Genomic DNA, 25,295 nt, shown 5'->3' with positions numbered 1-25,295 from the left:
ACGGCGGCCTGGACCACTCCGCCCTCCTGCGCGGCGTGGAACGCCTCTCCGGTTACGACCTCAAGGGCTGAGACCCGATCATGGGGGCACGTCGCCTTCCCGCCGTACGGGCGGCCGTTGAGATCATGAAGGACGAGGGCGTCGACACCGTCTTCGGTTGCCCCGGCTCCGCGCTGCTGCCGCTGTACGCGGCGATGGAGCGGACTGGTGGCATCGCCCACCTGTCGGCGGGCCACGCCGAGGGCGCCACGCACATGGCCGACGGCTGGGCCCGGACGACCGGGAAGGTCGGCGTCGCCGCGGTGGCGGCCGGCCCCGGGGCGGTCCGGTTGCTCAGCGGCCTGTACGCGGCACAGCAGGACGCCGTCCCGCTGGTGTGCGTCACCGGTCGGGAGGCGTCCGCACCGCAGGCCCCCGCCGTACCGCTGCGGCACGCGGGGTACCGACCGCCGGACCTGGTCCGGCTGGCCGGTGCCGTCACCAAGCGTGCCGAGCGGATCGAGGACCCCGCGCGGATCCCGGGCGCTTTCCGTGAGGCGTTCCGCATCGCGCGGGAGGGCCGGCCCGGGCCCGTACTGATCGACGTCCCGGCCGATCTGGCCGCGGCGGAGATCGTGTGCGGCCCCGTGCCGGTCCCCCCCTCCGCTCCCGGTGCCGGCCCGGCCCTGGTGGACGGCGTCGGGTCTCCGGCACCGGGAGCGGTGGTTCCCCTGGTCGTCCCGCCCGACCCGGCGGACGCCGGGACCCGCTGGGCCCTGGCGGAGCTCGCCGAGGTCTTCGCCGCCCGGCCGGCGGCGGACACCTACGTCGTGAGCGGTCTGCCGGAGGTCGGTGCGGCCGGCGTCGACGCCGCGCAGCGGCACCGTGTGCCCCGTCGCAGCGGCCCGCCGGGCTGGGAGGTGCCGACCGCGATCGGGGTCCGCACGGCCCTGGACTCCCGGGGCGAGCGGTCGGCGGAGGTCGTGGTGGTCGTGGACGGCAGCGGTTTCCCGCTGACGGCCGGCGAGCTGGCCGCGGCGGCACAGTACGAAGTGCCGTTCGTGGTGGTGCTGCTCGGGGACCCCGCGGAGGCCGATCCGTTCACCGACCCGGTGAAGCTGGCCGAGGCGTACGGCTGCGCGGGCCGGGACGTGCTGGACCCGGCGGAGTTCCGCTCGGCGGTCGAGTGGGCCCGCAAGGAGGCCGTCTCCACCCGCCGCCCGGTGCTGGTGGAGGTCCGCACCGCACGCGCGGCGGACGCGTACGACCCCGTGCCGGTGGACCCGGTGCCGACTCGCGCGTACGGGACCTGAGCCCGTCACCGCAGGGTTCTCCCGGGCCCGCGAGAACAAGCTTCCGGGCGGTGGTCGCGCTGACACCTGTCCTGTCGCGCCCAGGCGCGACCGCCGTCCGGAATACCCGCACCTCAGCACCACAGATTGTTTCAACAAACTGTTGACGTTTGGTCGGAGCGCTTTCTACGCTCCGACATGCGGAAGCCAACTTCCGCGCTCTCGTACGGAAGGTCACCATGTCGAAGCCCACGCTGACGACCGAGTCCGGCGCCCCGGTCGCCGACAACCAGAACTCCGCCACCGCCGGCGTCGGCGGCCCGATCATCCTCCAGGACCAGCACCTGCTGGAGAAGCTCGCGCGCTTCAACCGCGAGCGCATCCCGGAGCGCGTCGTCCACGCCCGTGGCTCCGGCGCGTACGGCTACTTCGAGGTGACCGACGACGTCACCGGCTTCACCCGGGCCGACTTCCTCAACACCGTCGGCAAGCGGACCGAGCTCTTCATCCGCTTCTCGACCGTGGCCGACAGCCTCGGTGGCGCGGATGCCGTGCGGGACCCCCGTGGCTTCGCGGTGAAGTTCTACACCGAAGAGGGCAACTACGACCTCGTCGGCAACAACACCCCGGTGTTCTTCATCAAGGACCCGATCAAGTTCCCCGACTTCATCCACTCGCAGAAGCGCGACCCCTTCACGGGCAAGCAGGAGGCGGACAACGTCTGGGACTTCTGGGCGCACGCCCCCGAGGCCACCCACCAGGTCACCTGGCTGATGGGCGACCGCGGCATCCCGGCCTCCTACCGCCACATGAACGGCTACGGCTCCCACACCTACCAGTGGACCAACGCCGAGGGCGAGGCGTTCTTCGTCAAGTACCACTTCAAGACGAACCAGGGCGTCCGCAGCCTCTCCGCCGACCAGGGCGCCGAGCTCGTCGGCAAGGACGCCAACAGCCACCAGACCGACCTGCTGCAGTCCATCGAGCGGGGCGTGTACCCCTCCTGGACCCTGTACGTGCAGGTCATGCCGGCGGCCGAGGCGGCCAACTACCGCTTCAACCCGTTCGACCTGACGAAGGTGTGGCCGCACTCGGACTACCCGCTGCAGCGGGTCGGCCGGATGGTCCTGGACCGCAACCCCGACAACGTCTTCGCCGAGGTCGAGCAGTCCGCGTTCTCGCCGAACAACTTCGTCCCCGGCATCGGTCCCTCCCCGGACAAGATGCTCCAGGGCCGGCTGTTCGCCTACGCGGACGCGCACCGCTACCGCCTGGGCGTCAACCACACCCTGCTCGCGGTCAACGCCCCCAAGGCGACCACCGCCAACAACTACGGCCGGGACGGCCTCATGGCGTCGAACGCCTACGACCGCCACGCCAAGAACTACGAGCCCAACTCGTACGACGGTCCGACCCAGACCGACCAGCCGCTGTCGGCCCCGCTGGCCGTCTCCGGCTACGTCGGCACCCACGAGGCCCCGGCGCACACCAAGGACGACGACTTCTTCCAGGCCGGTGAGCTCTACCGCCTGATGTCCGAGGACGAGAAGAAGCGCCTGGTGGAGAACATCGCCGGCGGCCTCTCGCAGGTCAGCCGCGACGACGTGATCGAGAAGAACCTCGCGCACTTCCACGCCGCCGACCAGGACTACGGCAAGCGCGTCGAGGCGCGCGTCCGCGAGCTGCGCGAGGACTGACGGGAGGTCAGTCACCTTGCGCACCCGTACCGGTCGGCCCGTTGAGGGGTGGTCGGCCGGTACGGGGAAGTAGCGCGGAGCTCCGCGGGATCCCGGGGAGATTCCAGTGCGGTGGCAGGCTCGCCCGTCAAGGAGGGCGAGCCGCCTCCCCGCCGCGGAGCCCGCCTGCTGCCCACCTCGCACCACCCACCCCTCCCACAGACTCCGTCCGACGGTGCGGGGGTGTCTCCCAGCAGTAGCTGGGGGAATGTCCCGTCGCGCCCAGCTCCCGTACTGTCGGACGGGAACCACTCACAGGGCCCGGAATTCCGTACGGTCACGGATTCCGGGCCCTGTGGCGTGTCCGCGCCCCCCGCGCGCCCCCTCCCCCGCGGCCCACCGTGACCTTCTCGGCGCATTCCCGCCCCCGGCAGGCGCCCGGGGCGAGACCATGGACGGCAAGCAGAGCCGACCGACAGCCTGCCCGACCTGCCTGGAGCCGACCATGGCCGACAGCGTGCCGGTGCGGTGCCCTACGTGCCGCCGCGAGAACGCCTTCACCCCGCCGACCTTCCCCTGCGCCTGCGGCGCCCCACTGACACTGCCGGTGCTGCGCGGTGGCGTACCGGTCGAGATACTGCACCGCACCTGGGAAGCGTCCTGGGTGGACGTGCGGTGCGAGGTCTGCGGGCGCCAGGACGCCTGGCCGGCGCCGGAGAGCGGGTGCGCCTGCGGCACGGTCGTGCGGGTACCGGTCACCCCGACGCCCGTCGCACCGCTTCCGCCCGAGCTGCCCGAGGCGGCCCCCGCCGCCGCGCCCCCGCCCGCACCGCCGGCACGCCCCCGACCGGCCACCGGCCCGCCGCCGCAGCGCCCGGCGTTCCGCCCGGTGACCATCCGGACCGCGCGGGACTGCATCACCGCGGCCGCGCAGTACCTGAAGTGGCTGGGCTTCACCGACGTCGCCCGCGCCCAGGAGCGGACCGCCGCCGGCGTCGACCTGCGGGGCAGCGGCGTGGTCGCCCAGGTCGATCCGACGACGCGGGCCACCGCCCTGCGCGAGATCGAGTGCGTCTGGCTCAACGGCCTGGCGGACTCCGCGGTCGCGGTCTTCTTCTCCCTGGCCGGCTACGCCCGAGACGCCCGCTCCCGCGCCGACGAGCTGCACGTCCCGCTGTTCGTCATGGACCTCACCGGCACCCCGCAGCCGGTCAACGACGCGGCCGACGAACTGATCACCCAGGGCGCCCGGCCGCCGGGCTGAGCCCGGCGTTCCGCCGCGGCGCCCCCGCGGCGGAAACCCGTTCGCCCCGCGCGCCACGACCCGCGACACTGGCCTGATGATCATCCGTGTTCCGGACCCCGCCGACCTGCCCGCCCTGCGCGCCCTCGAACGCGCCGCCGGGGAGCCGTTCCGCGCGCTCGGCATGGCGCGGATCGCGGACGACGAACCGCCGCCGCTGGACGTGCTGGCGCAGTACCGGCGCGCCGGTCGGGCCCTCGCCGCGTACGACGGCGCCGGGGCGGGCGAGGTGCCGCGCGGCTACCTCCTCTGGGACCCGGTCGACGGCTGCTGCCACGTCGAGCAGGTCTCCGTCCACCCGGAGCGGGCCCGGCGCGGCATCGGCCGGGCGCTCATCGACCGGGCCGAGCGGGACAGCGCCCTGCCCGCGCTGACGCTGACCACCTTCGCCGACGTGCCGTGGAACGCCCCGTACTACGCCCGGCTCGGGTTCCGCCGGCTCGCCGACGCCGCGCTGACGCCGGGCCTGCGGGCGATCCGCGCCCACGAGGCGGAGCTGGGGCTGGACCGCTGGCCGCGGGTCTGCATGCGCCGGGAAGCGGTCGCACCGGCCTGATGTGACGCCCCGTCAGTGATGTCGGTGGCCCGGGCCATAATGTGCCGGTGATCGATGCGAAAGCCCTCCGCGCCGCCTGCCTGGAGTTCAACGGCGCGACCGAGGAGAACCCCTTCCCCCGGCACCCCGAGGTCTCCACGTTCAAGGTCGGGGGCAAGGTCTTCGCTCTGACGTCACTGGACGCGGCGCCGCTGACCGTCAGCCTCAAGTGCGACCCGGAGCTGGCCCAGCGACTGCGGGCGGCGCACCCCGAGGTGATCCCCGGCTACCACCTCAACAAGCGGCACTGGAACACCGTTTCGCTGACCGGAACGCTCCCGGACCGGATGGTGCGGGAGCTGATCGAGGACTCCTACGACCTGGTCGTCGCCTCGCTCCCGCGCGCCCAACGGCTCCTGCTGGACTGGCCGGGCGAGCGCCGCTGACCGGGCCGCGGCCCACCAGGCGGCACGGTGCCCCGCGGTCACTCCTCCCACCGGGACCGGTCCGACCCGCCCACCCGCGCGAGCGGGCGGCAGGGCCGGACCGGTCAGAGGCGACCGCGGGGCACCACTGCGGACGGTCCGTCAGACCTGGGGCGGCAGGACGGCGCGGATGCCGCCCTGCGCGGTGGCCCGGGCGACGGTGTCGTAGCCGCCGTTCACCGCACCGTTGCCGGCGTACTCGGCGGTGTAGCCGCCGCTGAGCACCTCGGCACCCGAGCGCGGCCGGTCGGCGTCACAGGACGCCCGACCGGCGACGTCCGTCTTCGCCACGCACAGCACCTTGCCGGTGGTGTCCTTGAAGGTGATGGTGGCGTTCCAGATCGCGTCCTGCGGGCCGGCGGCACGGGCCCGCACCAGGGTGGCGTGCAGTCCGATGACCTTCAGCGGCTTGGTGGACAGGGTGGCCTTGCCGGCGGTCAGCCGGGTCGCCATCTCCGGCACCGTGGCGGCCGGTTCGCACAGCCCGCGGTTCCAGTCGAAGAGACCGCCGGGCGCGCAGGTCGCGTGCCCGCCCTGGGCCGCCACCCGGTGCGTGACCGGGTCGCAGCGGTAGAAGCTGGCGGCACTGTCGGCGTCGACCACGGTCGGCGCCACGGTCGCCGCGTCCTCGCCGCTCGCGCAGCCGGCGGTGAGCACCTCGCGGGTGGGACCGTCCGGAGTGCCGGGCTGGACGACGTCGGCGTAGGCGGGGGCGGCGAAGCTCCCCAGGGCGGCGGCCACGGCGGCGGCAGTGGTCGCCCAACGTGCGATACGGGTCATGAATGTCCCCTCTTGACGGGAATCCCGCGGGATATCCGTCCTGGTGAACGGCCTTGAATTTTGGCCTGGTTGACGGCCTTTCGCCCCTCCCCGGAACCGGGAACGGGCCAGGTCAGGACCCTATCGGCCGGTCCGGTGCGGGCCGACGGCGGCCCGGCCGCCGCGGGCCGGCGGCCGGGTCCGGTCGAACTACCCGTGGGGCAGGGCGCGTTGGGCCCCGCACCGCTCAACGCGTCAGACCGTGTCCAGGGTGTCCTCCCGGGCCGACGCGGCGGCGGCGCCCGGCACCGCCGGCGGGGGCGCCGTCCCCCACTTCGCCGCGAGCCGCTCCCGGAGTTCGACCTTGCGGACCTTGCCGCTGACGGTCATCGGGAAGGCGTCGGTGATCTCCAGGTAGCGCGGCACCTTGTAGTGCGCCAACCGGGAACGGCAGTAGCGGGCCAGTTCGTCGCGGGTGAGCGGGTCGGCGGGGTCGCGGAGGATGACGCAGGCCGCGATCTCCTCCCCGTACTTCTCGTCCGGGACACCGACGACCTGGACGTCGGCGATCTTGGGGTGGGAGTAGAGGAACTCCTCGATCTCCCGCGGGTAGACGTTCTCCCCACCCCTGATGATCATGTCCTTGCTCCGGCCGACGATCCGGACGTAGCCGTCGTCGTTCATCACCGCCAGGTCCCCGGTGTGCATCCATCGCGCCCGGTCGATGACCTCGGCGGTGCGCTCGGGGTCCTCCCAGTAGCCGAGCATCACGCCGTAGCCGCGGGTGCACAGCTCGCCCGGGGTGCCGCGGGGCACCGTCGCCCCGCTCGTCGGGTCGACGACCTTGACCTCGATGTGCGGCAGCACCCGGCCGACGGTCGCGGTGCGGTGGACGAGGTCGTCGTCCCGCCGGGTCTGGGTGGAGACCGGGGAGGTCTCGGTCATGCCGTAACAGATCGACACCTCGGCCATGTGCATCTCGGAGACGACCCGCTTCATCACCTCCTCCGGGCAGGGCGAGCCGGCCATGATGCCGGTGCGCAGCGAGGAGAGGTCGTAGTCGGCGAAGTCCGGCAGGTTCAACTCGGCGATGAACATGGTGGGCACGCCGTAGAGCGAGGTGCAGCGCTCGTCCTGGACGGCGCGCAGGGTGGCGGCCGGCTCGAAGGAGGGCGCCGGGATGACGATGCAGGCCCCGTGGGTGGTGATGCCGAGGTTGCCCATCACCATGCCGAAGCAGTGGTAGAAGGGCACCGGCAGGCAGACCCGGTCGTCCTCGGTGTAGCCGAGCGTCTCGCCGACCCAGTAGCCGTTGTTGAGGATGTTGTGGTGCGAGAGGGTCGCGCCCTTGGGGAAGCCGGTGGTGCCCGAGGTGTACTGGATGTTGACCGGGTCGTCGGCGGTCAGCGTCTTCTCGCAGGCGGCGAGCCGGGTGTGCGGGACCGCCGCACCGGCGGCCAGCAGCCCGCCCCAGGTCGCATCGCCGAGGTAGACCACGTCGCGCAGCGCCGGGCAGTCGGCGCGCACCTGCTCGATCATCCGCCGGTAGTCGCTGGTCTTGTGCGTGACGGCGGAGACCAGCACGGTCACCCCGGCCTGCCGCAGGACGTACGCCAGCTCGTGGACCCGGTAGGCGGGGTTGACGTTGACCAGGATCGCGCCGATCCGGGCGGTGGCGTACTGGACGAGGACCCACTCGGCGCAGTTCGGTGCCCAGATGCCGACCCGGTCGCCCTTGCCGACGCCCTTGGCGAGCAGCCCGAGCGCCACCTCGTCGATCGCGCGGCCCAGTTCGGCGTAGGTCCAGCGGCGGCCGCCGGCCACCTCGACCAGCGCCTCGCGATCGCCGAAGCGGGCGATGGTGCGGGCCAGGTCGGCGCCGATGGTCCGGCCGAGCAGCGGCCGGTCCGCCGCCCCGCTCGCGTACGACAGCTCACCGTGCGGGTGCTCGGTCACCGGTGCTCCCCCTCCAGAACGGCACGGGTCTGCGGCGCGGGCGACGCGACGCCCCCACCGCCCCCACGGAACGTCAGCCGGGCCTCGCCGCGCCCCCTCGTCACCGAGGGAGCCGCCGCCCCGCCGCCCTCCGGCGGCGCCTGCCCCGACAGATCCACCAACACCTTCATCAGCCGCTCCCAACGAGCCCGTCTTCTGCCATCACTGCCGTCCACCCGCACGATTGCCCGCGGCACGGAAGCACCACCCCGCGAACCACCGGTGCGCGCCAGGTACAGCATGGCGTCGAACGGCCCCGCGTGACCCCCGGCCCGCCCACCCGTTCGCCGCACGAAGAAGAAGACGAAGCACGGGGTGGGGAGACGGAAAAGGGTCTCGGCGCCCGGACCTGTGTGGTCCGGGCGCCGAGACCCAGTGCGGTGCCTACGCGGCTACCGACGCGCTCAGATGCCGCCACCGCCGTGGCCGCAGCCGATGCCGGAGCCGATCGGGCTGATCTGCGCGCCCGGGGCGCCCTCGCCGTTGATGGCGTTGCCCAGGAGGCCGTTGAGGATGCCGACCTGGCCGAGGATGTCGAGGTTCAGGTCGTGGGTGTGGCACCAGCCGCCGTGCATGGCCTCGGCCGCCTGGGCGTTGGCGGTGCCGGCACCGAGAATGCTGATGCTACCGAGGGCCGCGGCCACCACAGCAGCCTTGTGAAGCTTGCGCATTTCTCCTCCTTGGGTCGAGTGCAGCGAGCAGCAAAAGATCCACATCGCGCTGATATCGGAGGCTAATCCGATATGCCCTATGCCGCTCATCGGCGCTGGCATCCGGGGCCCGCAACCGCGCGCCGCCCGGTGCCCCGCAGGGCAAAGAGCGCAGCCCACAGCGGTTCCGGACGACGGCGGGGCGCCCGCTTCACGTTTGCAGTAGCCCGAGGTGACGCCCCGTCGGCTCCGCCGGGCCGCCCCCCGGTCCGCCGCGCGCCCCCGCTGCCGCACCGTCAGCGACACCGAGCGGACCGGGCCTTCCACCGCCTCACCCGTATGCCGCGCTGCCGACCGGCCGGCGTCACCGGCCCGACGTCACCGGCCCGACGTCCCGGGCGGCGGCAGCCGGCGGACCGCGACCACCGCGGCGTCGTCGGTGAGGCGGCCACCGGCGTGGGCGAGGAGGTCCTCGCGCAGTCGGCGGAGCACGTACCGGGGGCTGCTGCCGCTCCAGGCGCCGGCCCGTTCGCTCAACGGATAGAAGTCACCGTTCGCGTTGCGCGCCTCGATCACCCCGTCGGTGTAGAGGAGCAGCAGGTCACCGGGGAGGAACGGGAAGGTGTCGACGTCGTAGTCCTGCGGGCCGTCGAAGGTCCCCAGCCCGAGGGGCAGGGCGCAGCGCCCGGGGGCGAGGCTGTGGGCCCGGCCGTCCCGCAGCAGCAGCGCGGGCGGATGCCCACAGCTGATCGCACTCAGCTCACAACGCCCGTCGGGAATGTCGAAGAGCGCGACCGTGGCGAACAGCTCCCCGACATCGGCATCGGCCGGGGCGGCATCCGACGTGCAGCCGGCGGCCGGCCGCGCGGGAGCCGTGTCCCACTGACTGCTGTCCCAGCGGACCGCGCCGTCGAGATGGCGGGCGAGCCGGGGCAACGTGGCCTGACGGTGCGCCGCCGCCCGGAACGCGCCGAGGATCAGCGCCGCGTGACTGTACGCCGGGAGCCCCTTGCCGCGGACGTCCCCGACGATCAAGCGGGTACTGACGGCCGTCCGCACCGCGGCGAAGAGGTCGCCCCCCATCTCCGCCTCCTCCTCCGCCGCCACGTACAGCGAAGCGAACTCCAAGTCCCCGCTGCGCACCGGCAACGGCCGCAGCAGCACCTGCTGCGCCACCGCCGCCACCGAACGACTCCGCGACAGCCGCCGCTCGCTGCGCTCCCGCACCACCGTGAACAGGAACACCAACCCCGACACCACGATCAGGGCACTGATCTGCGCGGCGAAGTTCCCGGTGCCCAGGGCTCCCTGGCCCGCGGCGACGCCGAGCTCGGCCGCCACCGCCAGACCGCCCATGAGTGCGGTCGGACCGGGACCGGCGAAGGCGGCGGTGAGGGCGGGAGCGGCGACCAGCAAGGGTCTGAGATGGACTTCCGCCGGCGAAAGGGCATCCGCCACCAGGACCGCGGCGATCAGTCCGAGCGGAACCAGCATCAGCGCGCGCCCCGCCTCAGGTCGTCGGTGCAAGCGCGTCAGCCGTCGAATGGGCATGCACCATGCTCCCATTCGCCCGGACGATATCCGCGACACCACAAGGACGGCCCCCACCGGTCACGGCACGGAACTCCCGGAAATTCCTCCCCGACAGCGCACCACCCGCACAACAACGGACCGAATTCCTCGGCGAGTTGCCCAGTAGCACTGCACGGAAACCTGCACGAGTCCGGCTGATCACCCTCCGCTCCCCCGCCGCACGCATCCGCCCGCAGCCAGCTCCGCGAGCACATCCGTGGCTTAGGATGACGGCGTTCTTTCAGGTGGGAGAACAGTGACGGTCAGCGTGTTGTCAGCCCTTCCACGCTGACCGTCACCTCCCCTGGCCGCACTCCCCGACCACCGCATTGTCGGGCCGGCCCTCTCCACTCCCCTCCCCGCGTCGAATACGACGACTTCGGAACGTCATATAAACCATTCAGCCCACCCCTGCGGGTCGAGAACACCTCAACGCCCGAAGGCAAGGGCGCCACCGCCTCAAAGGTCGTACACCGGTGGGCAAATGGGTGACCGTGCCGTGATTCCCGTTACCGGGGGCGGAGATTCACCGTTCCTCGCTGGGAGAGAACAGCGAATGGACCTCGTGGGTCCGCCGGCCGGGACGGTCTTTTCCTCCCCGGTGGCGGGCGTCCCGCGGGATCGATGTCGACAGGCGTCCGGCGCGAATCGAAGGAGTGGCGGTGGTCCGGTCCATCGATTCCTGGACCGCGCGGGCGACTTCACGATCGGCGTGGCCGCGGCCCCTCGGGAGACTTCCCCCGTGGTTCACGCAGGGCACGCACACGTCGAATCCTGGGGAATTCCCGTTCGCGCACTCAACACAGCGATAAATAATCAGATTTCCATACAGGCAATGAAGGGCCGAGGGTTCCATGCGCAAGCTTCAGCAGATCGCGCTGGTCGTCGCAGCGGCTGGCGGTCTGTCCACCATCGGCGCCGGCGCCAGCCAGGCCGACGCCCCGGCCGGGTACAACGGCGCCGCGACGCCCACCGCTCCCCAACCGGACAGCCCCCAGGCCGCCGCCTGGACCGCCTCGGGCGCCACCGCCCACACCTACGGGACGCACGGCGGCCCGCAGCAGGCGGCCCCGCAGCAGCCCGCCGGTCCGCAGGCCGGCCCGCAGGTGTCGCCGCAGCTCAACCCGCAGCTCAACCCGCAGCTTTCGCCGCAGGTGGCGCGGCTGCTGCCGCAGTCCGGTCCGCAGGACCAGAACAACCTCTTCCGCCCGTACCAGGAGTGCAGCCCGCAGTCGTTGCTCGACGCCAACGTGCCGATCGGTCTGCTGGCCACGCCTGAGACCCACGGCTTCTCCTGCACCCAGAACAACACCCAGGCCAACGCCTTCGCGACTGCCAGGTAAGGCGGCGGCAGCGGCCCTGCCACCGTGGGCCCTTCGGGGGAATTTCCTCGAAGGGCCTTCATGAACGACCGGCCATCCGCCCCCGCTCCTCACCAACAAAGAGGCGAAACCGCCCGCATCTCGGCCCGTTCCCGCTCAACCCCGGTCCTTAACTGCTCAGGTTCCGGGGCAACTTCCGTTTTTTTCCGTCGCATATTCCGGCGCGTCGCTCAAGGTCGATTGGTATTTCGTATTAGCCTTCCCAACTGTACGAAGTCGGTACATCGCAGATCGCATCTGCGGATCGCAGTCCACATCGGCTCAAACTTCCGGAGAAGAAATGCGCAAGCTTCACAAGGCCGCCGTCGTGGCTGCCGCTCTCGGTAGCATCAGCTTCCTCGGCGCCGGCAACGCGTTTGCCCTCGGCGGCCAGGGCGGCGGGCAGTTCGACATCAAGCAGGGTTCCCAGTGCCGGTCGCACGACCTGAACCTGGACGTCCTCGGTGAGGTCGGCGTCCTCAACGGCCTGCTGGGCAACGCGCTCAACGGCGAGGGCTCGCCGGGCGCGCAGTCGACTCACCTGGGCTCGACCATGGGCTGCAACAACAGCGCATTCTGAGCCGCTAGGTACCGCACAGGTCACCCATAGGGTTCTCGACGCCGAGCCGCAAGGCCGGCGTCGAGAACCTTTTTTTGCGTTCTTTTTCGGAGGGTGGCGCCGCACCACCGTCGAGTAATTACCGATAAACATACCGATGTTGACGAGCACGCACCCCGGCGCCGAGGCGGTTCGCTGCGCCGGCCGCGACGCCGACACTCCAACTGATGCATGCCGGCGGGCAAATGGGTGACCATCCCTTGATTCCCGTTACTGGCGACGACAATTCACCGTTCCTCGCTGGGAGAGAACAGCGAATGGACCCATGGGCCACCGACCGGTACCTCTTCGTCCGGGTTCCGGAGCGGCCTGCGGCAACCATGTCGACGAGGTCGTCCGATGCGATGCGGAGGAGAGGTGACGGGCTGCGCCGTCGCTGCCGAAGGCCGTTGGAGGGCCTCACGATTGGCGTTGTCGCGGTCCGACGGAAGGCTTCCGTCCTGGATTTGCACGTGGTGCGCAAGGCGTGAAGTCCGGGATTACCTCTGTTCGCACACTCACGTCAGCGATAAGTAATCAGTTTTCCATACAGGTAATGAAGGGCCGAGGGTTCCATGCGCAAGCTTCATCAGATCGCGCTCGTCGTCGCAGCGGCTGGCGGTCTGTCCACCATCGGCGCCGGCGTGAGTTATGCCGATGCTCCGGCCGGGTACAACGGCGCCACCACGCCCACCGTTCCGCAGGCCCCGGCTCCGCAGCAGTACGCCCCCGCACCACAGCCGGCGGCCCCCCAGCCCGCGCCGCAATACGCCCAGCAGCCCGCCCCCCAGGCACCCGCCCCGCAGCAGTACGCCCCCGCACCACAGCCGGCGGCTCCCCAGCCCGCGCCGCAATACGCCCAGCAGCCCGCCCCCCAGGCACCCGCCCCGCAGCAGCAGTACGGACCGCAGTTCGGCGGCCCGCACGCCAGCGCCTGGGCCACGTCGCGCGGCGCCGCGGAGGCATCGACCTCCCCGGGCGGCCCGCAGTCCGCCCCGCAGGCGGCTCCCCAGGCCGCCCCGCAGGTCGCGCCCCAGGCAGCCCCCCAGGTGACGCCGCAGGTCGCGCCGCAGGTCGCCGTTCCGCAGGTCTTCTCGCCGCAACCCGCTCCGCAGGTCAACCCGCAGATCAACCCCCAGGTCAATCCGCTGGTCAACCCGCTGGTTTCGCCGGACGTCCCGCAGGTGAACCCGGTCGGGCTCGGGCGGCTGGCAGCTCCTCCGCTGGGTGCGCTCGACCTGCCCCGCATGGCCTGACCCGCCAGGACCACTCCAGGGCGCTTCCCCTTCCGGGCCACCGGCGTCGGGGCGCGGCACTCCATGTGCGGCCCCGGCACCGGCCGAAGCCGCCCGCCCAACACCTCACAACCGCTCGATCACCGGAGAAGAAATGCGCAAGTTCCACAAGGCCGCCATCGTGGCTGCCGCCGCCCTCGGCAGCGTCGGCGCCTTCAGCGCAGGCACCGCCCAAGCCCACGGCGAGCCGGGGCACGACATCGGCCTCGGGCAGGGCACCGAGTGCCGGTCGCACGACATGAACGTCGACGTCCTGGGTGCCGTCGGCCTCCTCAACGGCACCCTGGGCAACGCCCTCAACGGCGAGGGCTCCCCCGGTGCGCAGCCGACCCACATGGGCGCGAACCTGCGGTGCGACAACAACGCCTTCTGACGCCCGCTCCCCCGCGCTGGCACTGATCCGGTCCCGGCACCGAGCCACCAACTCGGTTCCGGGGCCTTTGGCTTGCGACGGCGGGTCCGCATCCCGCACGCGGCGCATGGCGGGACCTCGGGCAACTCGGTCCGGCCATGCGCCTTTTGACGGGGTGCGCCGCGCCGTCACCCCTCGTTCCGACGGAGCGGGAAGCAGACCGCCCTCCAACCGGCTCGACGCCGGCGCTCGCGCGCCGGACGCCGCACCCCGGCTCTCCGCAGCAGCTCAGTCCATCGGAGCCATCTGGTCGCCGGCGGGCACCGGTGCCGAGTTGTTGCACGTGATGGCCGGGCCGACCTGTGTGGTCCCAGGGTTGAGCAGTCCGTGTCCCGGAAGCTTCACCGGTGACGTCGGCACACAGCTCTGCTGCTGGTTGAGGGTGTAATTGCCCTCCTCGTTGGTACCGGTGGTCCGCTGGAGGCAGGTGACGTTGCCTTGGATGTCACGGGTGCAGAGCCCGGTGGCATCGGCGTGCGCCTGGGGAACCACGAGGCCGGCCGCGGTGAGGCCGCCCATCAGTGCCACGACGACTGCGGTCTTCTTCCGACTGAACATGAACTGCGTTCCTTTGTAATCGAGGCCAGGGCGCGATGCACCGCGAACGGGCCCGCGCCCGGGCCCTGGGATGCCGGAAGGGGTCTGGCGCCCGAGCCCGTGGGCCGGCCGCCAGACCCCCTCTCGGTTACTTGCCGACGCTGTTGTTGCAGCCGATCCCCGAGCCGATCGGGGTGGCCTGCGCGCCGGGCGAGCCCTCTCCGTTGAGCGCGTTGGCCAACACCCCGTTGAGGATGCCGACCTCGCCGAGGACGTCGACGTTCAGGTCGTGGGTCCGGCACTGGGAGCCCTGGCCGACACCCATGCCCGAACCACCCATGGCGTACGAGGTGCCGGCACCGAAGAAGCCAACGCTGCCCAGCGCGACGGCCACGACAGCAACCTTGTGAAGCTTGCGCATTTCTTCTCCATGTGAGCGGAAACGATCGGTTACCGATCGACTTCGTGCAGTTGCTGATAGTTAATACGAAAGACTCACGGTTGCTGGGCGACGCGCCGGATGATACGACCCGACGAAGCGGACTTGCCCCTTGCAACCATGGCAAGTTCCGGACCACTTGGGCATTCAACGGGCCGGGCCGCACGCGAGCTCTTCGCAGCGAATCACCCATTCGGCCGCACCGGCCCGAAGCAATTGTTCCGCCGCAAGCGAGCGGGCCCTTCGGGGAGGATTTCCCGAAGGGCCCGCGAGCGGTGCCGGGCGCGATCGCCCGACGCGCCTTACTTGGTGAAAGCGTGGTTGAACTGACCGCAGGTGGTGCCCAAGGTCTCGGGAACGGCGAGCACGCCGATCGGGAGGTTGGCCTCGGCGAAGGTCTGCGGGCTGCACTCCTGGTACGGGCGGAAGAGATCGTTCTTGTGCATCCTGCCGCCATCGTGGGCGTAGGCGGTGCCAATTCCGGCACCGGCGGCCGACAGACCGCCGGCCGCAGCCGCGACGATCATGACCTGGTGAAGCTTGCGCATGGAACCCTCGACCCTTCGTACCTTTACTTAAGCCCTAATTGCTGGCTGTGACTGCGCGCACACTAGCAGTCGCCAATCTGGGGGTTCCACTCCGTTGCGCGCCCTGTGTCGAAAGACGAAGAAAGGCGACAGAAGGCGCCTGGACCTGCGACTTTTCCGCACCCCGCGCCGTCTTTATGGAACCCCGATAGTCACACCGGAGAGGGGAATCGAGCGCCTTGGCCGCGCCCTACTTCGCAATACCCGGCAATCCCGCCGGCGCGACTTTTCCGCAGGCGCCGGTGATGGTGACACTCACGGCAAACGGGTGAGTATCAATCCACTCCCGTGCCCCTATTGGGGGCCCACGTCGTTCACCTTCCGCAGAGTGCAGAAGAGGGGTCCGGCGGCAATGCCGAGCGGGCCGTCACGCGAATCGACAGCCGGATCACCGTTGCCCCGCTGCGACCTCAATTCGCTTGGCCAACAAGCTCGTTGAGCGCCTCCGGGCAGTCGTCGGGAATGCCGCACGGGAGTTCGCCGCTCGTCATCCGGGACGGTGGAGCACGCCGGGTTCGACGCGTCACGGACGCGAAGGGAGAGTTCCTCCTGTTGCGGGAACGACACGGAAAGTGTAGGGGGCGAAATCCACGATTGATTACGTTGAGTGTGCATATCCTCACACTTAGCAGTCGCGGCATCATCCCCGTCCACGCAACCAAGGATCAAGGGTTCCATGCGCAAACTTGAGAGAGTCGCCATCGTCGTCGCAGCCATCGGCTGCCTCGCCACCGCCGGTGCCGGAGTCAGCTTCGCTGACGGGTACGGCCCGCAGGCCAACGCCTGGGCCGTCTCGGCCGCCGGGGCATCTTCGTCCGGCGGCGAGCGCGGTGACCAGGAGGCCGCTCCGCAGGCCGCCCCCCAGGCGACCGCCCCGCAGGCCGCTCCGCAGGCCCCGGCTCCGCAGGCCGCCCCGCAGCCGGTCCAGCAGGCCCCTGCCCCGCAGGCCGCCCCGCAGGCCCCGGCTCCGCAGGCCGCCCCGCAGCCGGTCCAGCAGGCGCCCGCCCCGCAGGCCGCCCCGCAGGCCCCGATGCAGCAGATCCCGGTCCAGCAGGCGCCCGCGCCGCAGGTCGCCCCCCAGGCGACCGTCCAGCAGGCGCCTGCCCAGCAGTCCGCCGAGAAGCGTCACGAGGACGTGAAGATCGCGCAGCACACCATGTGCCGGTCGCACGACATGAACCTCAACGTCCTCGGCCAGGTCGGGCTGCTGAACGGCGTGTTGGGCAACGCCCTCAACGGTGAGGGTTCCCCCGGCAAGCAGGGCACCCACCAGGGCTCGCGGATGGGCTGCAACAACTCCGCCCTCAACAAGTAACACCTCGGGGTTCCGGTGTCCGGCCTACGGGTCGGGCACCGGAACCCCTTTCGGCATGTCCAGGGCCAGGGCGCGGGCCCGTTCGCGGTGCCCCGCGCCCAGCCTCGATCACAAAGGAACGCAGTACATGTTCAGTCGGAAGAAGATCGCCACCATCGTGGCACTGATGGGCGGCCTCACCGCGGCCAGCGTCATCGCCCCCCAGGCACACGCCGCGGACGGCGCCAACTGCGACGGTGGCGTCGCCAGCGACAGAACCTGCGTCCACAAGACCGAGGGGACCTACCGCACCAAGGACGGCGACCGCGTCGTCATCCGGCAGATGCAGCGTTGTTCGACGGCCGCCCGGCAGCGCGTGGTGTGGCCCGAGTCCGGCCTGTCGGACCGGGAGCACACGGACATCGGTCCACGCATGAACTGCTCCAACCACTTCCTGCTGCCCAAGGGCTTCAAGCGGCCGCGCGTCGACTTCTGAGGCACACGCGGTCGTCGACCGGGTGGCGGCGAGCCCGCGCCCGATGACGACTCGGCGGGGTCGGCACGCCGTTCGGCGACCGGCCCCGCTTCTGCGTGTCGGTGCCGTCCGTCATCCGTCGCCCGCCGGCTCGCCGCCTCTGGTGCGGGAGGCGGCGAACGCCGGGGCGACGGACACGTAACTGCCCTTTGCTCCTGGCCCGTTGGGCGGCCGGCGCCCGGCGTCGCCCGGAGCCGCCGGCCGAACGGCGCCCGGACGGAGGCGAAAAGAAAGGGGTCCCGGCGTCCGTGTGGACGCCGGGACCCCTCTTCGTTCCGGTTACTTGCTGAATGCGCCGTTGCTGCAGCCCATCGACGAACCCATGTGGGTGCTCTGCGCGCCCGGCGAGCCCTCGCCACCGAGGAGGTTGCCGCCCAGGCCGTTGGCGATGCCGACCTCGCCGAGGATGTCGACGTTGGTGTCGTGCGACCGACACGAGGCGCTCTGCTTGATGTCGAAGCGGGCCTTGCCGCCACCCTCCTCGCCATCGGCGTTGGCGGTGCTGGCGCCGAGGAAGCTGACGCTACCGAGGAGGGCAGCCACGACAACAGCCTTGTGAAGCTTGCGCATTTCTTCTCCGGTGAATTGCGGGGTTGAGGTCGTTATGTAACGACTTCGTACAGTTGGGGAGGCTAATACGAAATGTGCGTGAAGTCGTTGAACGACGCGCCGGATTGTATGATCGAGATTTCTTGATTTCCTTGGCATGCGCCGAATTTGCGGCACCGAGGGTTCGTGGGCGAAGTGGCCGCCCGCCGAAAATTCCCCTGTTCAGCCGAATTACCTCGGCCGAGTCCTCCGCGCCGCGGCGTCTTCCGGTTTTCCGCGCCGCGCTGCTGACAGGGTGGCCGGTGCCAGTTGCACGCCACCACGACGAATGGAGCAGGAGCCGATATGCGCCGTGCCCTTGCCGCCCTGTTGGGGGCCCTCGCCCTCACCGGGGTCCTTTCCGCACCCGCTTACGCCGACGGGACCGGCCCGGGCGTCACCGGAGTGCTCGGCGACCCGCTGAAGGTCGCCAGCGACCTCGGCCCGCTGCACGTGGGTCGACTGCCGCTGCTCACCCGGAACTGACGCCCCGAACCGGCCGGGGCGGGACGTCGAAGCCCGCCCCGGGCCGGGCGGCCGGTCCGTTCCGGCCGGCCCCGCACCATCGCCCTCCGACCCCGCCGCGACGGCCGCGTCGAGCTGCGCTCCTCGGCCCGCGGGCGCCGGGTCACCGGCGGCTCGTCCCGTGCGGCTTTTTGATTTACGCGGTTTCCCGAAAGCTCGCCGCTATTACGGCGGGCTTTTTTCGCGATTATCTTTCGGTGACCCACTCATCATGAGAAATGCATTGGCATACAAAAATATCTACCTGCGCATTCCACCGAGTAGGCATACACATCAAGCTGAAAGAGTGATCGAAATGGTGCATTCGGATCTTTCTGCGTTCAGCGTCGTTGTGTGGTGTGCGGTCCGCGGATGTGACCGCACTGTCAAGGAGGAGTCTCGTGATCAAAAAGGTCATCGCCGCTTCGGTTGCCACGGGCGGCCTGCTGCTCGCAGGAGCGGGAGCGTCCGCGGCCGACGCCGGATCGGAGGGCACCGCTGCCGGCTCTCCGGGTGTCCTTTCCGGCAACCAGATCCAGGTGCCGGTGCACGTCCCGGTGAATGTGTGCGGCAACACGGTGGACGTGGTCGGAGCGCTCAACCCGGCCTTCGGCAACCGCTGCGCCAACGTGTCGAAAGTCCACGTGCGGCACCACCACCAGCACAGGATGCAGGAGAGCAAGCCGCAGGTGCACCACGAGGCCCCCGTGGCCCGGCACCACCTGCCGGCCGCTCCGATCGCCGCGCCTGAGCACCGGCAGCACCGCAACGTCCCGGTTCGCCCGCAGCTGGCGAAGACCGGTGGGGCGGAGACCGGGCTGGCCATCGCGACCAGCGCCGGGCTGCTGATGGGTGGCGTCCTGCTGTACCGCCGGGGTCGTCGCACCGCTCACAACTGAGCGGGAAACGGCGGGGCGGCGCGCGTCCGGGAACCGGGATGCGCGCTTCGCGCCCGAACGTTTCGAAGTTCGCACCGCAGCCCGGGTCTTCGCGGCCCGGGCTACGGCTGGTGCTCCTCGGCAGTTCACCGCCGACGGTGGTGAACTGCCGGTCGGCGGGCGGGCGGGGGAACGCGGACCCGCCCCTCCCGAGTGGCTCACTGACGTCTCGTCAGTTGACGCCCCGGTCGAACCCGGCCCAGTAGGGCTGGCGCAGCTTGAACTTCTGGATCTTGCCGGTGGCGGTGCGCGGGATGGCGTCCCGGAACTCCACCGAGGTCGGGGCCTTGTAGCCGGCCAGGTGCTGCTTGCAGTGGGCGATGATGTCGGCCTCCGCCGCCGTCGCCCCTTCGGCGAGGACGACCAGGGCCTTGATCGTCTCGCCCCACTTCTCGTGCGGTACGCCGATGACCGCGACCTCGGCGACGGCCGGGTGGCTGAAGATGGTGTCCTCCACCTCGATGGACGACACGTTCTCGCCGCCGGTGATGATGACGTCCTTCTTCCGGTCGGAGATCGTCAGATGGCTGTCGGCCTCGTCGAAGGTGCCGCCGTCGCCGGTGTGGAACCAGCCGTCCACCAGCGCGTCCGCGGTCTCCTCCGGCTTCTCCCAGTACCCCTTGAGCACCGTGTTCGAGCGGGCCAGGACCTCGCCGGCGTCCGAGAGTGCGAGCTTGACGCCCAGGGCGGGCAGGCCCGCCCGGGAGAGCTTGCGGGCCCGCTCCTCGGCGGGGAGGCCGAGGTCGGCGGGCCGGGTGCGGTTGAAGGTGAGGAACGGCGAGGTCTCGGTGAGGCCGTAGAGCTGGGTGAACTCCCAGCCCAGTTCCTCCTCCACACGCTGGATGGTCCGGCTGGGCGGCGGGGCGCCGGCACACACGATGCGGACCCGGTCCCGGCCGGGTACGGCGCCCTCCCAGGTGGCCGCCGCGTCCAGCACCATGTTCCAGACCGTCGGGGCGCCGCACATGAGGGTGACGCCGTGTTCCTCGACGCGGCGGAGGATCTCGGTGCCGTCGACCTTGCGCAGCACCACCTGCTTGGCGCCCAGGCCGGCCATCACGTAGGGCATGCCCCAGCCGTTGCAGTGGAACATCGGCAGCGTGTGCAGGTAGACGTCGCGCTCCCAGGCGCGGGTGTGCAGGCCGAAGGTCATGCCGTTCACCCAGATGTTGCGGTGGGTCAGCTCCACGCCCTTGGGGCGGGCGGTGGTGCCCGAGGTGTAGTTGATCGTCGCGGTGGCGTCCTCGTCGGGGCGCGACCAGGGGCGCGGTGCCACGCCGAACCGCATCAGCTCGGTCTCGGTCTGCTCGCCGAGGACGAAGCGGTGGCGCGCCGTGACGTGGGCGAGGGCCGCGTCCAGTTCCGGGTCGACGAGGAGGACCGTTGAGCCGCTCTGCTCGACCACGTAGGCGACTTCCTCGGGCTTGAGGCGGAAGTTCACCGGAACGCAGATCCGGCCGCTCATCGGGATCGCGAACAGCAGTTCCAGCAGCCGGGCGGAGTTGTGGCTGGCCACCGCGACGCGTTCGCCCTCGCCGACGCCGAGGGCGTCCAGGCCCGCCTGCCAGGCGCGGACGCGTTCGGCGAACCGCCCGTAGGTGGAGGTGGGCACCGGCAAAGCGGGCTGCTGCGGCTCGTCGATCACGCCCGGGCCGGTACGGAACCCCAACTCGGCCCGGTCGAGGAAGTCCGCGATCGTCATCGGTGTCCGCATGCTCTCTCCTGTGCTCGGTGTGCCCGGTGCGGGGGACGCCCCCGAGGACGTCCGCACGGTGGCATGGAGTCTGGCAGTCGAGACCCCCATCAGGGGTTCAAGCAGCGGTTTTGCGTCAGCAACGGTCATCCTGGCGGACGGCCGGGACGGCGGCGGACGGCGCCGGACCGACGGGCCGGGCGGTCAGCGACGGGCCGCCGGTCCGCCGCTCTCCCCCGCTGCCGCGCAGGCCCTCAGCAACGCGTCGACGCCGTCGGGCGGGTTGGCGCGACGGACCGCCAGGGAGGTGGTCAACTCCATGCCCGGGTTGCGGAACGGCAGGTAGCGCACGCCGGGCGCGGACAGCCGGCGGGCGTAGGTGTCGTAGACGACGGTCCACAGCCCCGCGGCCGTGGCACCGGCGCCGATCGCGGCCAAGGTGGCCTCCAGCGAGCCGTGCCGGGGGCCCGGCAGGGGCGTGAATCCGACGTCGTGGAAGGCGGCGGTGACCAGGTCGACCAGCGGCGGGTTGGCGTCGCGGTCGGTGAGGACCAGGGGCACGCCGGCGAGTTCGGCCAGGCTGATGGTGCCCGGCGAGGCGGCCAGCGGGTGGCGGGCGGGGACGGCGGCGACCAGGGGGTCCTGCCAGAGGGGGACGTGGCGGAGCCCGTCCCGGGCGGGTCCGGGGGCCGGGCCGCGGACGAAGGCGGCGTCCAGCGCTCCGGACGCGACCAGCGCCGGCCGCTCCGGGGCCGGCGCGGTGACCGGCTCGACGGCGAGCTGCGGGGCGATCCGGGCGAGTGCGTCCAGCACCCGGTCCAGGTGCCCGGCCAGCCCCGGGCTGGTGCCGAGGCGCAAGGTCCGCGGCGGGGCGCCCGGGGGCGCGGCGACGGTGCGGTGCGCGAGTACGGCGCGGGCGCGTTCCTCGGCGGCGAGCAGCGTCCGGGCCTCCGGGAGGAAGCGGTCTCCGGCGGCGGTCAGCCGCGGCTCCGGCAGTGCGGGGTCGAACAGCGCGGTCCGCAGCTCGCGTTCCAGTTCGCGGATGCGGTGCGCCACGGCCGACCGCGGCAGGCCCAGGCGCTCGGCGGCCCGTCTGAGGTGCCCTTCCTCCGCGACCACGACGAAACAGTGCACCTGTTGGAGTTCCACGCGCGCCCCTCCCCGGCCCCTCGGGCCACGGCCCCCGTAGGCCACCGGCGTCAACGGCGTCGCCCGCGAGTCAATTCCCTTGCCGCGCCTGCCGCGACCCGGCCATCATCCACCCATGATCGACGCCAGCGCACTCGCCGCGAAGCCCGTCCTCGAAGGCGGCCGGATCCGGCTGCTGCCGCTCGCCGAGCGGCACGCGGACGCCTTCCACGCCGCCTTCCAGGATCCGGAGACCAGGCGCCTGACCGGCACCCACCGCGACTGGAGCCGGGCGGAGCTCGGGGCGTGGATCGCCACCTGCGCGGAGCGCACCGACCGGCTGGATCTGGCCATCGAGGACCGGGAGACCGGCGCCTACCTGGGCGACCTGGCGCTGAGCCGGATCGATCGGGACAACGCCCACGGCTCCTTCCGGATCGCCCTGGTCCCCGGCGCCACCGGCCGCGGCCTGGGCCCGGAGGCGATCCGGCTGCTGCTCGACCACGCCTTCGACCATGTGGGCCTGCACCGCGTCCAGTTGGAGGTCTTCACCTACAACGAGCGGGCCCGGCGCGCCTACGAGGCGTGCGGTTTCGTGGTGGAGGGCCGGCTGCGCGAGGCCCTGTACTGGGACGGGGCCCGGCACGACGTGCTGCTGATGGCGGCGCTCCGGCCGGCGCGGTAGTACGGCGGGCGGCTCAGTAGTCCTCTCCGGTGAACGGCAGCCGTTCGGTCTCCAACGCGGCGTCCAGGCGGCGGACCGCGCCCGGGGTGCGTTCGCGGGCCAGCCCGGCCTGGACGAGTCGGCGCAACGGCACCCCGCCCAGGTAGCAGGCCCCCAACTCCCGGACGTCCAGGGCGACATCGACGGCATCGGTGGTCGGCGTCCAGGAGGCAGCGGTGCCGGGTAGGCCGGCGGTCAGGCGGAAGCGTCCGTCGTTGGCGGGCAGGGCGGCGTCGCGGACGTCGAGGACGACGTCCACCGGGGCGGCCCAGGAGCGGGCGGTCAGGGCGGCGCCCACGTCCACCAGCCGCAGCCACAGGCAGGGTTCCTGCCGGGTGACCCGCACCTGGTCGCGGTCGGCGGCGAACTGCAACAGGGGGTCGTCGACGGGCCGGGCCGAGGCGTGGACGGTGCTGGTCAGGTCGATGCCGGCGAGGTACGTCCACAGTGCGGCGGCGGCCGGGGCGGAGGCGGCGGCCAGTTCCTGGACGTCGACCGCGCCGGGGGCGTGGCCGTCGGCGCCGCGGGTGCGGTAGAGGGCGTAGCCGCCGGGGTGCTCGCCGGCGGCGCCCAGCACCACCACCCGCAGGGGGCCGTAGTCGTCCTCGTCGTCGTCGGTGTCCTCCAGGTCCAGGACGTGCCGGCGCCACCATGCGGCGTCGCGGCTGAACCGGCCGGCGCCCGCGGTCAGTTGCTCCTCGTGGAACGCGCCGAGCACGGCCGGGGCGTCGGCCGGGTCGAGCAGACGCAGCGGACGGTCGTCGGGGGCGATGCGGAGCGCCAGGGGGCGGCCGGAGTCGATTTCCAGGCGGTACGCCTCGGTGGCGGCGCCGAAGCCGAACCGGCCGTAGATCGCGCTCTCGGAGGCCCAGAGACAGGCCAGCGGGAGCCGTTCGGCCGCGCAGTGCCGCCACAGTTCGGCGAGCAGTCCGGTCAGGGCGCCGCGACGCCGGTGGGTGGCCGCGACGGAGACGAAGTCCAGTGCGGCGACCGGGAGTTGACCGCCCGGCACGGCGATCCTCAGGCGGTGGGCGGCGGCCATGCCGGCCAGTGTGCCGTCGTCGTAGGCACCGATCCGGAGGGCGTTGCGCAGCACCTCGCTCTGGTGGGCGCGGCCCTTGCCGTCGAGCTTCAGGTGGAAGGCGAGGGCGGTGAGGTCGACGGCCTGGTCGAGGTCGGCGTCCGGGATGGTGCGGAGGGTCAGGTCGGTACGGTGGCTCGTGGTCACACGGGCGACGCTAACCGGGCGGATGCGTCGCGCTCATCCCGTTTTCTCCGCCGGGGGCGGGATTCAGCCCGTCGGCCGCATGGCCCGGGTCCGGCTCGGCGTCGTCCACCAGGAGGTCGCCGCGTTCGGTGCGCCGGTACACCACCCGCCGGCCGACCCGGGTGCCGACGACGAGGCCGGCGTCCCGCAGGACCGCCAGGTGGCCGCCGACGGTGCCCAGGGACTGCTGGAGCCGGGCGGCGAGTTCGGTGCTGGTGGCGGGCTGCCGGAGGGCGTGCAGGAGGCCGGCGCGACCGGTGCCCACCAGGCGGGCGAGGGCCCGTCCGGGGGTGGTGGTGTGCTGCGGGAGCGCGTGCACGGTGGCGCCGCCGCGGGCCGGGTAGACCTGGGCGTAGTGGCCGGGCGGGCCCTCGCAGAGCCAGGTGCCGGTGGCCAGGCTCACCGGGACGAAGAGCATGCCGGCGTCGCCGATGACGCGGTCCGGGCCGGGGCGTCGCCCGAAGCGGATGGCGTCCGGGCCCTCCCAGGTGCTGTGGCGGCTCATCTGGTCGAGGGCGCCGGGCCAGCCGCGGGTGGCGAGCAGTCCGGCCCGGTGGGCGACGTCGCGTTCCAGGAGGGTGCGGCGGCGGGTCCAGTCCGGGGCGACGTGCGTGCGCCACAGGCACTGGAGCAGGTCGGCGGTGCGGTCGGCCCAGGCGTGCCCGGTGAGCCAGGACAGGTCGCGGTGGCGGTGGTGGCGGGCCGCGTGGCGGGGGTGCGGGTGGGCCGCGGAGGTCTCCAGCGCGGCGCGGAAGGCGGCGTCGGGGAGGGTGCGTACCGCGGCCAACTCGTCGGCGAGGGAGGTGCGCAGGCCGTTCGGCGGGGGGATCGCCAGGCAGCGGGGCAGCCAGGTCGTCGAGCTGACCAGTCCGATCAGGCCGCGGGCGAACGGGTCGGCGGCCCCGACGGCGGCCAGGGCCGGCAGGTGGCGGGCGTGCCAGGCCGCGAACCAGGGGGCGGGGCCCGGCCGGGCGAGCGCGATCACCGTGCCGAGGGTTTCGGCGAGCGGTGAGAGCGCGAAGCGGGAGTGGGCGAGGGCGAGCGGGCTCAGGTGCAGCACGGCCATCGGGTGCGGCCTCCCTCCGGGGCGTGGGTCCGCCGGCCCGCCATCCGCGGTGCTCGGGGTCGCGGTACTCGGGGTCGCGGTGC

At 71.9% G+C, this 25,295-nt stretch carries 25 protein-coding genes and 1 pseudogene; 14 read left to right on the top strand and 12 right to left on the bottom strand.

Annotated features, from left to right (window positions below; genetic code table 11):
• The first annotated feature begins 80 nt into the window (after nt 1-80).
• From ACJ6WD_RS19850 to ACJ6WD_RS19830, 5 genes are all read left to right on the top strand, one after another.
• Complete coding sequence (locus ACJ6WD_RS19850) at nt 81-1,292, top strand: thiamine pyrophosphate-binding protein (RefSeq protein ID WP_407616261.1); 1,212 nt, start codon at nt 81-83, stop codon at nt 1,290-1,292.
• Between the two features lie 218 nt (nt 1,293-1,510).
• Nucleotides 1,511-2,968 (top strand): catalase, encoded by a 1,458-nt coding sequence (locus ACJ6WD_RS19845; protein ID WP_020929221.1) that lies wholly within the window; start codon nt 1,511-1,513, stop codon nt 2,966-2,968.
• Nucleotides 2,969-3,452: 484 nt separating this feature from the next.
• The gene (locus ACJ6WD_RS19840; RefSeq protein ID WP_016574271.1) at nt 3,453-4,211 is read left to right on the top strand and encodes a hypothetical protein; all 759 of its coding nucleotides are present in this window, start codon (nt 3,453-3,455) and stop codon (nt 4,209-4,211) included.
• Nucleotides 4,212-4,287: 76 nt separating this feature from the next.
• On the top strand, nt 4,288-4,806 hold the full coding sequence (locus ACJ6WD_RS19835; RefSeq protein WP_233657935.1) for a GNAT family N-acetyltransferase: 519 nt from the start codon (nt 4,288-4,290) through the stop codon (nt 4,804-4,806).
• A 47-nt stretch (nt 4,807-4,853) separates the two neighbouring features.
• Nucleotides 4,854-5,231 carry an MmcQ/YjbR family DNA-binding protein gene (locus tag ACJ6WD_RS19830; protein ID WP_016574273.1) on the top strand — a complete coding sequence of 126 codons (378 nt, stop codon included), beginning with the start codon at nt 4,854-4,856 and terminating at the stop codon, nt 5,229-5,231.
• 141 nt (nt 5,232-5,372) lie between these two features.
• Here the strand turns inward: ACJ6WD_RS19830 and ACJ6WD_RS19825 are convergent, their stop codons facing one another.
• From ACJ6WD_RS19825 to ACJ6WD_RS19810, 4 genes are all read right to left on the bottom strand, one after another.
• The gene (locus ACJ6WD_RS19825; RefSeq protein WP_407616260.1) at nt 5,373-6,050 is read right to left on the bottom strand and encodes a hypothetical protein; all 678 of its coding nucleotides are present in this window, start codon (nt 6,048-6,050) and stop codon (nt 5,373-5,375) included.
• 234 nt (nt 6,051-6,284) lie between these two features.
• Complete coding sequence (locus ACJ6WD_RS19820; protein ID WP_407616259.1) at nt 6,285-7,985, bottom strand: AMP-binding protein; 1,701 nt, start codon at nt 7,983-7,985, stop codon at nt 6,285-6,287.
• A 443-nt stretch (nt 7,986-8,428) separates the two neighbouring features.
• On the bottom strand, nt 8,429-8,695 hold the full coding sequence (locus ACJ6WD_RS19815; RefSeq protein WP_016575048.1) for a hypothetical protein: 267 nt from the start codon (nt 8,693-8,695) through the stop codon (nt 8,429-8,431).
• A gap of 357 nt (nt 8,696-9,052) precedes the next feature.
• Nucleotides 9,053-10,168 carry a PP2C family protein-serine/threonine phosphatase gene (locus ACJ6WD_RS19810; RefSeq protein WP_376559215.1) on the bottom strand — a complete coding sequence of 372 codons (1,116 nt, stop codon included), beginning with the start codon at nt 10,166-10,168 and terminating at the stop codon, nt 9,053-9,055.
• A 932-nt stretch (nt 10,169-11,100) separates the two neighbouring features.
• On the opposite strand from ACJ6WD_RS19810, the gene ACJ6WD_RS19805 reads away from it, so the two are divergent.
• From ACJ6WD_RS19805 to ACJ6WD_RS19790, 4 genes are all read left to right on the top strand, one after another.
• The gene (locus ACJ6WD_RS19805; RefSeq protein ID WP_233657932.1) at nt 11,101-11,589 is read left to right on the top strand and encodes a hypothetical protein; all 489 of its coding nucleotides are present in this window, start codon (nt 11,101-11,103) and stop codon (nt 11,587-11,589) included.
• A gap of 319 nt (nt 11,590-11,908) precedes the next feature.
• Complete coding sequence (locus ACJ6WD_RS19800; RefSeq protein ID WP_016575045.1) at nt 11,909-12,187, top strand: hypothetical protein; 279 nt, start codon at nt 11,909-11,911, stop codon at nt 12,185-12,187.
• A gap of 593 nt (nt 12,188-12,780) precedes the next feature.
• Complete coding sequence (locus ACJ6WD_RS19795; RefSeq protein ID WP_233657931.1) at nt 12,781-13,461, top strand: hypothetical protein; 681 nt, start codon at nt 12,781-12,783, stop codon at nt 13,459-13,461.
• A 133-nt stretch (nt 13,462-13,594) separates the two neighbouring features.
• Nucleotides 13,595-13,873 (top strand): hypothetical protein, encoded by a 279-nt coding sequence (locus ACJ6WD_RS19790; RefSeq protein WP_016575036.1) that lies wholly within the window; start codon nt 13,595-13,597, stop codon nt 13,871-13,873.
• A 267-nt stretch (nt 13,874-14,140) separates the two neighbouring features.
• On the opposite strand, the gene ACJ6WD_RS19785 is transcribed toward ACJ6WD_RS19790, so the two are convergent.
• From ACJ6WD_RS19785 to ACJ6WD_RS19775, 3 genes are all read right to left on the bottom strand, one after another.
• Complete coding sequence (locus ACJ6WD_RS19785) at nt 14,141-14,470, bottom strand: hypothetical protein (RefSeq protein WP_233657930.1); 330 nt, start codon at nt 14,468-14,470, stop codon at nt 14,141-14,143.
• A 127-nt stretch (nt 14,471-14,597) separates the two neighbouring features.
• Nucleotides 14,598-14,870: a hypothetical protein gene (locus ACJ6WD_RS19780; protein WP_233657929.1), complete on the bottom strand. Its 273-nt coding sequence runs from the start codon at nt 14,868-14,870 to the stop codon at nt 14,598-14,600.
• 320 nt (nt 14,871-15,190) lie between these two features.
• Complete coding sequence (locus ACJ6WD_RS19775) at nt 15,191-15,436, bottom strand: hypothetical protein (RefSeq protein ID WP_016575039.1); 246 nt, start codon at nt 15,434-15,436, stop codon at nt 15,191-15,193.
• 1,069 nt (nt 15,437-16,505) lie between these two features.
• On the opposite strand from ACJ6WD_RS19775, the gene ACJ6WD_RS19770 reads away from it, so the two are divergent.
• Nucleotides 16,506-16,790 carry a hypothetical protein gene (locus ACJ6WD_RS19770; protein ID WP_374206800.1) on the top strand — a complete coding sequence of 95 codons (285 nt, stop codon included), beginning with the start codon at nt 16,506-16,508 and terminating at the stop codon, nt 16,788-16,790.
• Nucleotides 16,791-16,917: 127 nt separating this feature from the next.
• Entirely contained in the window at nt 16,918-17,265 is a 348-nt protein-coding gene (locus ACJ6WD_RS19765) for a hypothetical protein (RefSeq protein WP_407616258.1), read from the top strand.
• A gap of 318 nt (nt 17,266-17,583) precedes the next feature.
• Here ACJ6WD_RS19765 and ACJ6WD_RS19760 read toward each other — a convergent pair whose 3' ends face one another.
• Nucleotides 17,584-17,874: a hypothetical protein gene (locus ACJ6WD_RS19760; protein WP_016575042.1), complete on the bottom strand. Its 291-nt coding sequence runs from the start codon at nt 17,872-17,874 to the stop codon at nt 17,584-17,586.
• A gap of 324 nt (nt 17,875-18,198) precedes the next feature.
• On the opposite strand from ACJ6WD_RS19760, the gene ACJ6WD_RS19755 reads away from it, so the two are divergent.
• The gene (locus ACJ6WD_RS19755; RefSeq protein ID WP_233657927.1) at nt 18,199-18,378 is read left to right on the top strand and encodes a hypothetical protein; all 180 of its coding nucleotides are present in this window, start codon (nt 18,199-18,201) and stop codon (nt 18,376-18,378) included.
• Between the two features lie 419 nt (nt 18,379-18,797).
• Nucleotides 18,798-19,025 (top strand): annotated as a pseudogene (locus ACJ6WD_RS19750) (chaplin); the annotation flags it as partial.
• A 481-nt stretch (nt 19,026-19,506) separates the two neighbouring features.
• Here the strand turns inward: ACJ6WD_RS19750 and ACJ6WD_RS19745 are convergent.
• Together ACJ6WD_RS19745 and ACJ6WD_RS19740 are read right to left on the bottom strand one after the other, a co-directional pair.
• The gene (locus ACJ6WD_RS19745) at nt 19,507-21,048 is read right to left on the bottom strand and encodes an AMP-binding protein (RefSeq protein WP_233657926.1); all 1,542 of its coding nucleotides are present in this window, start codon (nt 21,046-21,048) and stop codon (nt 19,507-19,509) included.
• Between the two features lie 183 nt (nt 21,049-21,231).
• The gene (locus ACJ6WD_RS19740; protein ID WP_233657925.1) at nt 21,232-22,176 is read right to left on the bottom strand and encodes a LysR family transcriptional regulator; all 945 of its coding nucleotides are present in this window, start codon (nt 22,174-22,176) and stop codon (nt 21,232-21,234) included.
• Nucleotides 22,177-22,291: 115 nt separating this feature from the next.
• On the opposite strand from ACJ6WD_RS19740, the gene ACJ6WD_RS19735 reads away from it, so the two are divergent.
• Complete coding sequence (locus ACJ6WD_RS19735) at nt 22,292-22,840, top strand: GNAT family N-acetyltransferase (RefSeq protein ID WP_407616257.1); 549 nt, start codon at nt 22,292-22,294, stop codon at nt 22,838-22,840.
• A gap of 13 nt (nt 22,841-22,853) precedes the next feature.
• On the opposite strand, the gene ACJ6WD_RS19730 is transcribed toward ACJ6WD_RS19735, so the two are convergent.
• Complete coding sequence (locus tag ACJ6WD_RS19730; protein WP_376442961.1) at nt 22,854-24,107, bottom strand: GNAT family N-acetyltransferase; 1,254 nt, start codon at nt 24,105-24,107, stop codon at nt 22,854-22,856.
• Nucleotides 24,108-24,117: 10 nt separating this feature from the next.
• Complete coding sequence (locus ACJ6WD_RS19725) at nt 24,118-25,212, bottom strand: helix-turn-helix domain-containing protein (protein WP_407616256.1); 1,095 nt, start codon at nt 25,210-25,212, stop codon at nt 24,118-24,120.
• Nucleotides 25,213-25,295 lie beyond the last annotated feature (83 nt).

The organism is Streptomyces sp. VTCC 41912 (assembly GCF_045799175.1).
Classification (GTDB): Bacteria; Actinomycetota; Actinomycetes; order Streptomycetales; family Streptomycetaceae; genus Streptomyces; species Streptomyces albulus_C.
Note: the sequence above shows the minus strand (reverse complement) of the source record. Positions and strands in the feature narration are given on the sequence as shown.

Excerpts from the sequence above, each read along its gene's own strand:
- ACJ6WD_RS19770 (WP_374206800.1), top strand. The coding sequence starts at position 16,506 with ATGCAGCAGATCCCGGTCCAGCAGGCGCCCGCGCCGCAGGTCGCCCCC.
- ACJ6WD_RS19845 (WP_020929221.1), top strand. The coding sequence starts at position 1,511 with ATGTCGAAGCCCACGCTGACGACCGAGTCCGGCGCCCCGGTCGCCGAC.
- ACJ6WD_RS19755 (WP_233657927.1), top strand. The coding sequence starts at position 18,199 with ATGCGCCGTGCCCTTGCCGCCCTGTTGGGGGCCCTCGCCCTCACCGGG.
- ACJ6WD_RS19785 (WP_233657930.1), bottom strand. The coding sequence starts at position 14,470 with ATGTTCAGTCGGAAGAAGACCGCAGTCGTCGTGGCACTGATGGGCGGC.
- ACJ6WD_RS19840 (WP_016574271.1), top strand. The coding sequence starts at position 3,453 with ATGGCCGACAGCGTGCCGGTGCGGTGCCCTACGTGCCGCCGCGAGAAC.
- ACJ6WD_RS19765 (WP_407616258.1), top strand. The coding sequence starts at position 16,918 with ATGTTCAGTCGGAAGAAGATCGCCACCATCGTGGCACTGATGGGCGGC.
- ACJ6WD_RS19725 (WP_407616256.1), bottom strand. The coding sequence starts at position 25,212 with ATGGCCGTGCTGCACCTGAGCCCGCTCGCCCTCGCCCACTCCCGCTTC.
- ACJ6WD_RS19850 (WP_407616261.1), top strand. The coding sequence starts at position 81 with ATGGGGGCACGTCGCCTTCCCGCCGTACGGGCGGCCGTTGAGATCATG.
- ACJ6WD_RS19775 (WP_016575039.1), bottom strand. The coding sequence starts at position 15,436 with ATGCGCAAGCTTCACCAGGTCATGATCGTCGCGGCTGCGGCCGGCGGT.
- ACJ6WD_RS19780 (WP_233657929.1), bottom strand. The coding sequence starts at position 14,870 with ATGCGCAAGCTTCACAAGGTTGCTGTCGTGGCCGTCGCGCTGGGCAGC.
- ACJ6WD_RS19735 (WP_407616257.1), top strand. The coding sequence starts at position 22,292 with ATGATCGACGCCAGCGCACTCGCCGCGAAGCCCGTCCTCGAAGGCGGC.
- ACJ6WD_RS19805 (WP_233657932.1), top strand. The coding sequence starts at position 11,101 with ATGCGCAAGCTTCAGCAGATCGCGCTGGTCGTCGCAGCGGCTGGCGGT.
- ACJ6WD_RS19745 (WP_233657926.1), bottom strand. The coding sequence starts at position 21,048 with ATGCGGACACCGATGACGATCGCGGACTTCCTCGACCGGGCCGAGTTG.
- ACJ6WD_RS19810 (WP_376559215.1), bottom strand. The coding sequence starts at position 10,168 with ATGCTGGTTCCGCTCGGACTGATCGCCGCGGTCCTGGTGGCGGATGCC.
- ACJ6WD_RS19835 (WP_233657935.1), top strand. The coding sequence starts at position 4,288 with ATGATCATCCGTGTTCCGGACCCCGCCGACCTGCCCGCCCTGCGCGCC.
- ACJ6WD_RS19800 (WP_016575045.1), top strand. The coding sequence starts at position 11,909 with ATGCGCAAGCTTCACAAGGCCGCCGTCGTGGCTGCCGCTCTCGGTAGC.
- ACJ6WD_RS19790 (WP_016575036.1), top strand. The coding sequence starts at position 13,595 with ATGCGCAAGTTCCACAAGGCCGCCATCGTGGCTGCCGCCGCCCTCGGC.
- ACJ6WD_RS19815 (WP_016575048.1), bottom strand. The coding sequence starts at position 8,695 with ATGCGCAAGCTTCACAAGGCTGCTGTGGTGGCCGCGGCCCTCGGTAGC.
- ACJ6WD_RS19760 (WP_016575042.1), bottom strand. The coding sequence starts at position 17,874 with ATGCGCAAGCTTCACAAGGCTGTTGTCGTGGCTGCCCTCCTCGGTAGC.
- ACJ6WD_RS19795 (WP_233657931.1), top strand. The coding sequence starts at position 12,781 with ATGCGCAAGCTTCATCAGATCGCGCTCGTCGTCGCAGCGGCTGGCGGT.
- ACJ6WD_RS19825 (WP_407616260.1), bottom strand. The coding sequence starts at position 6,050 with ATGACCCGTATCGCACGTTGGGCGACCACTGCCGCCGCCGTGGCCGCC.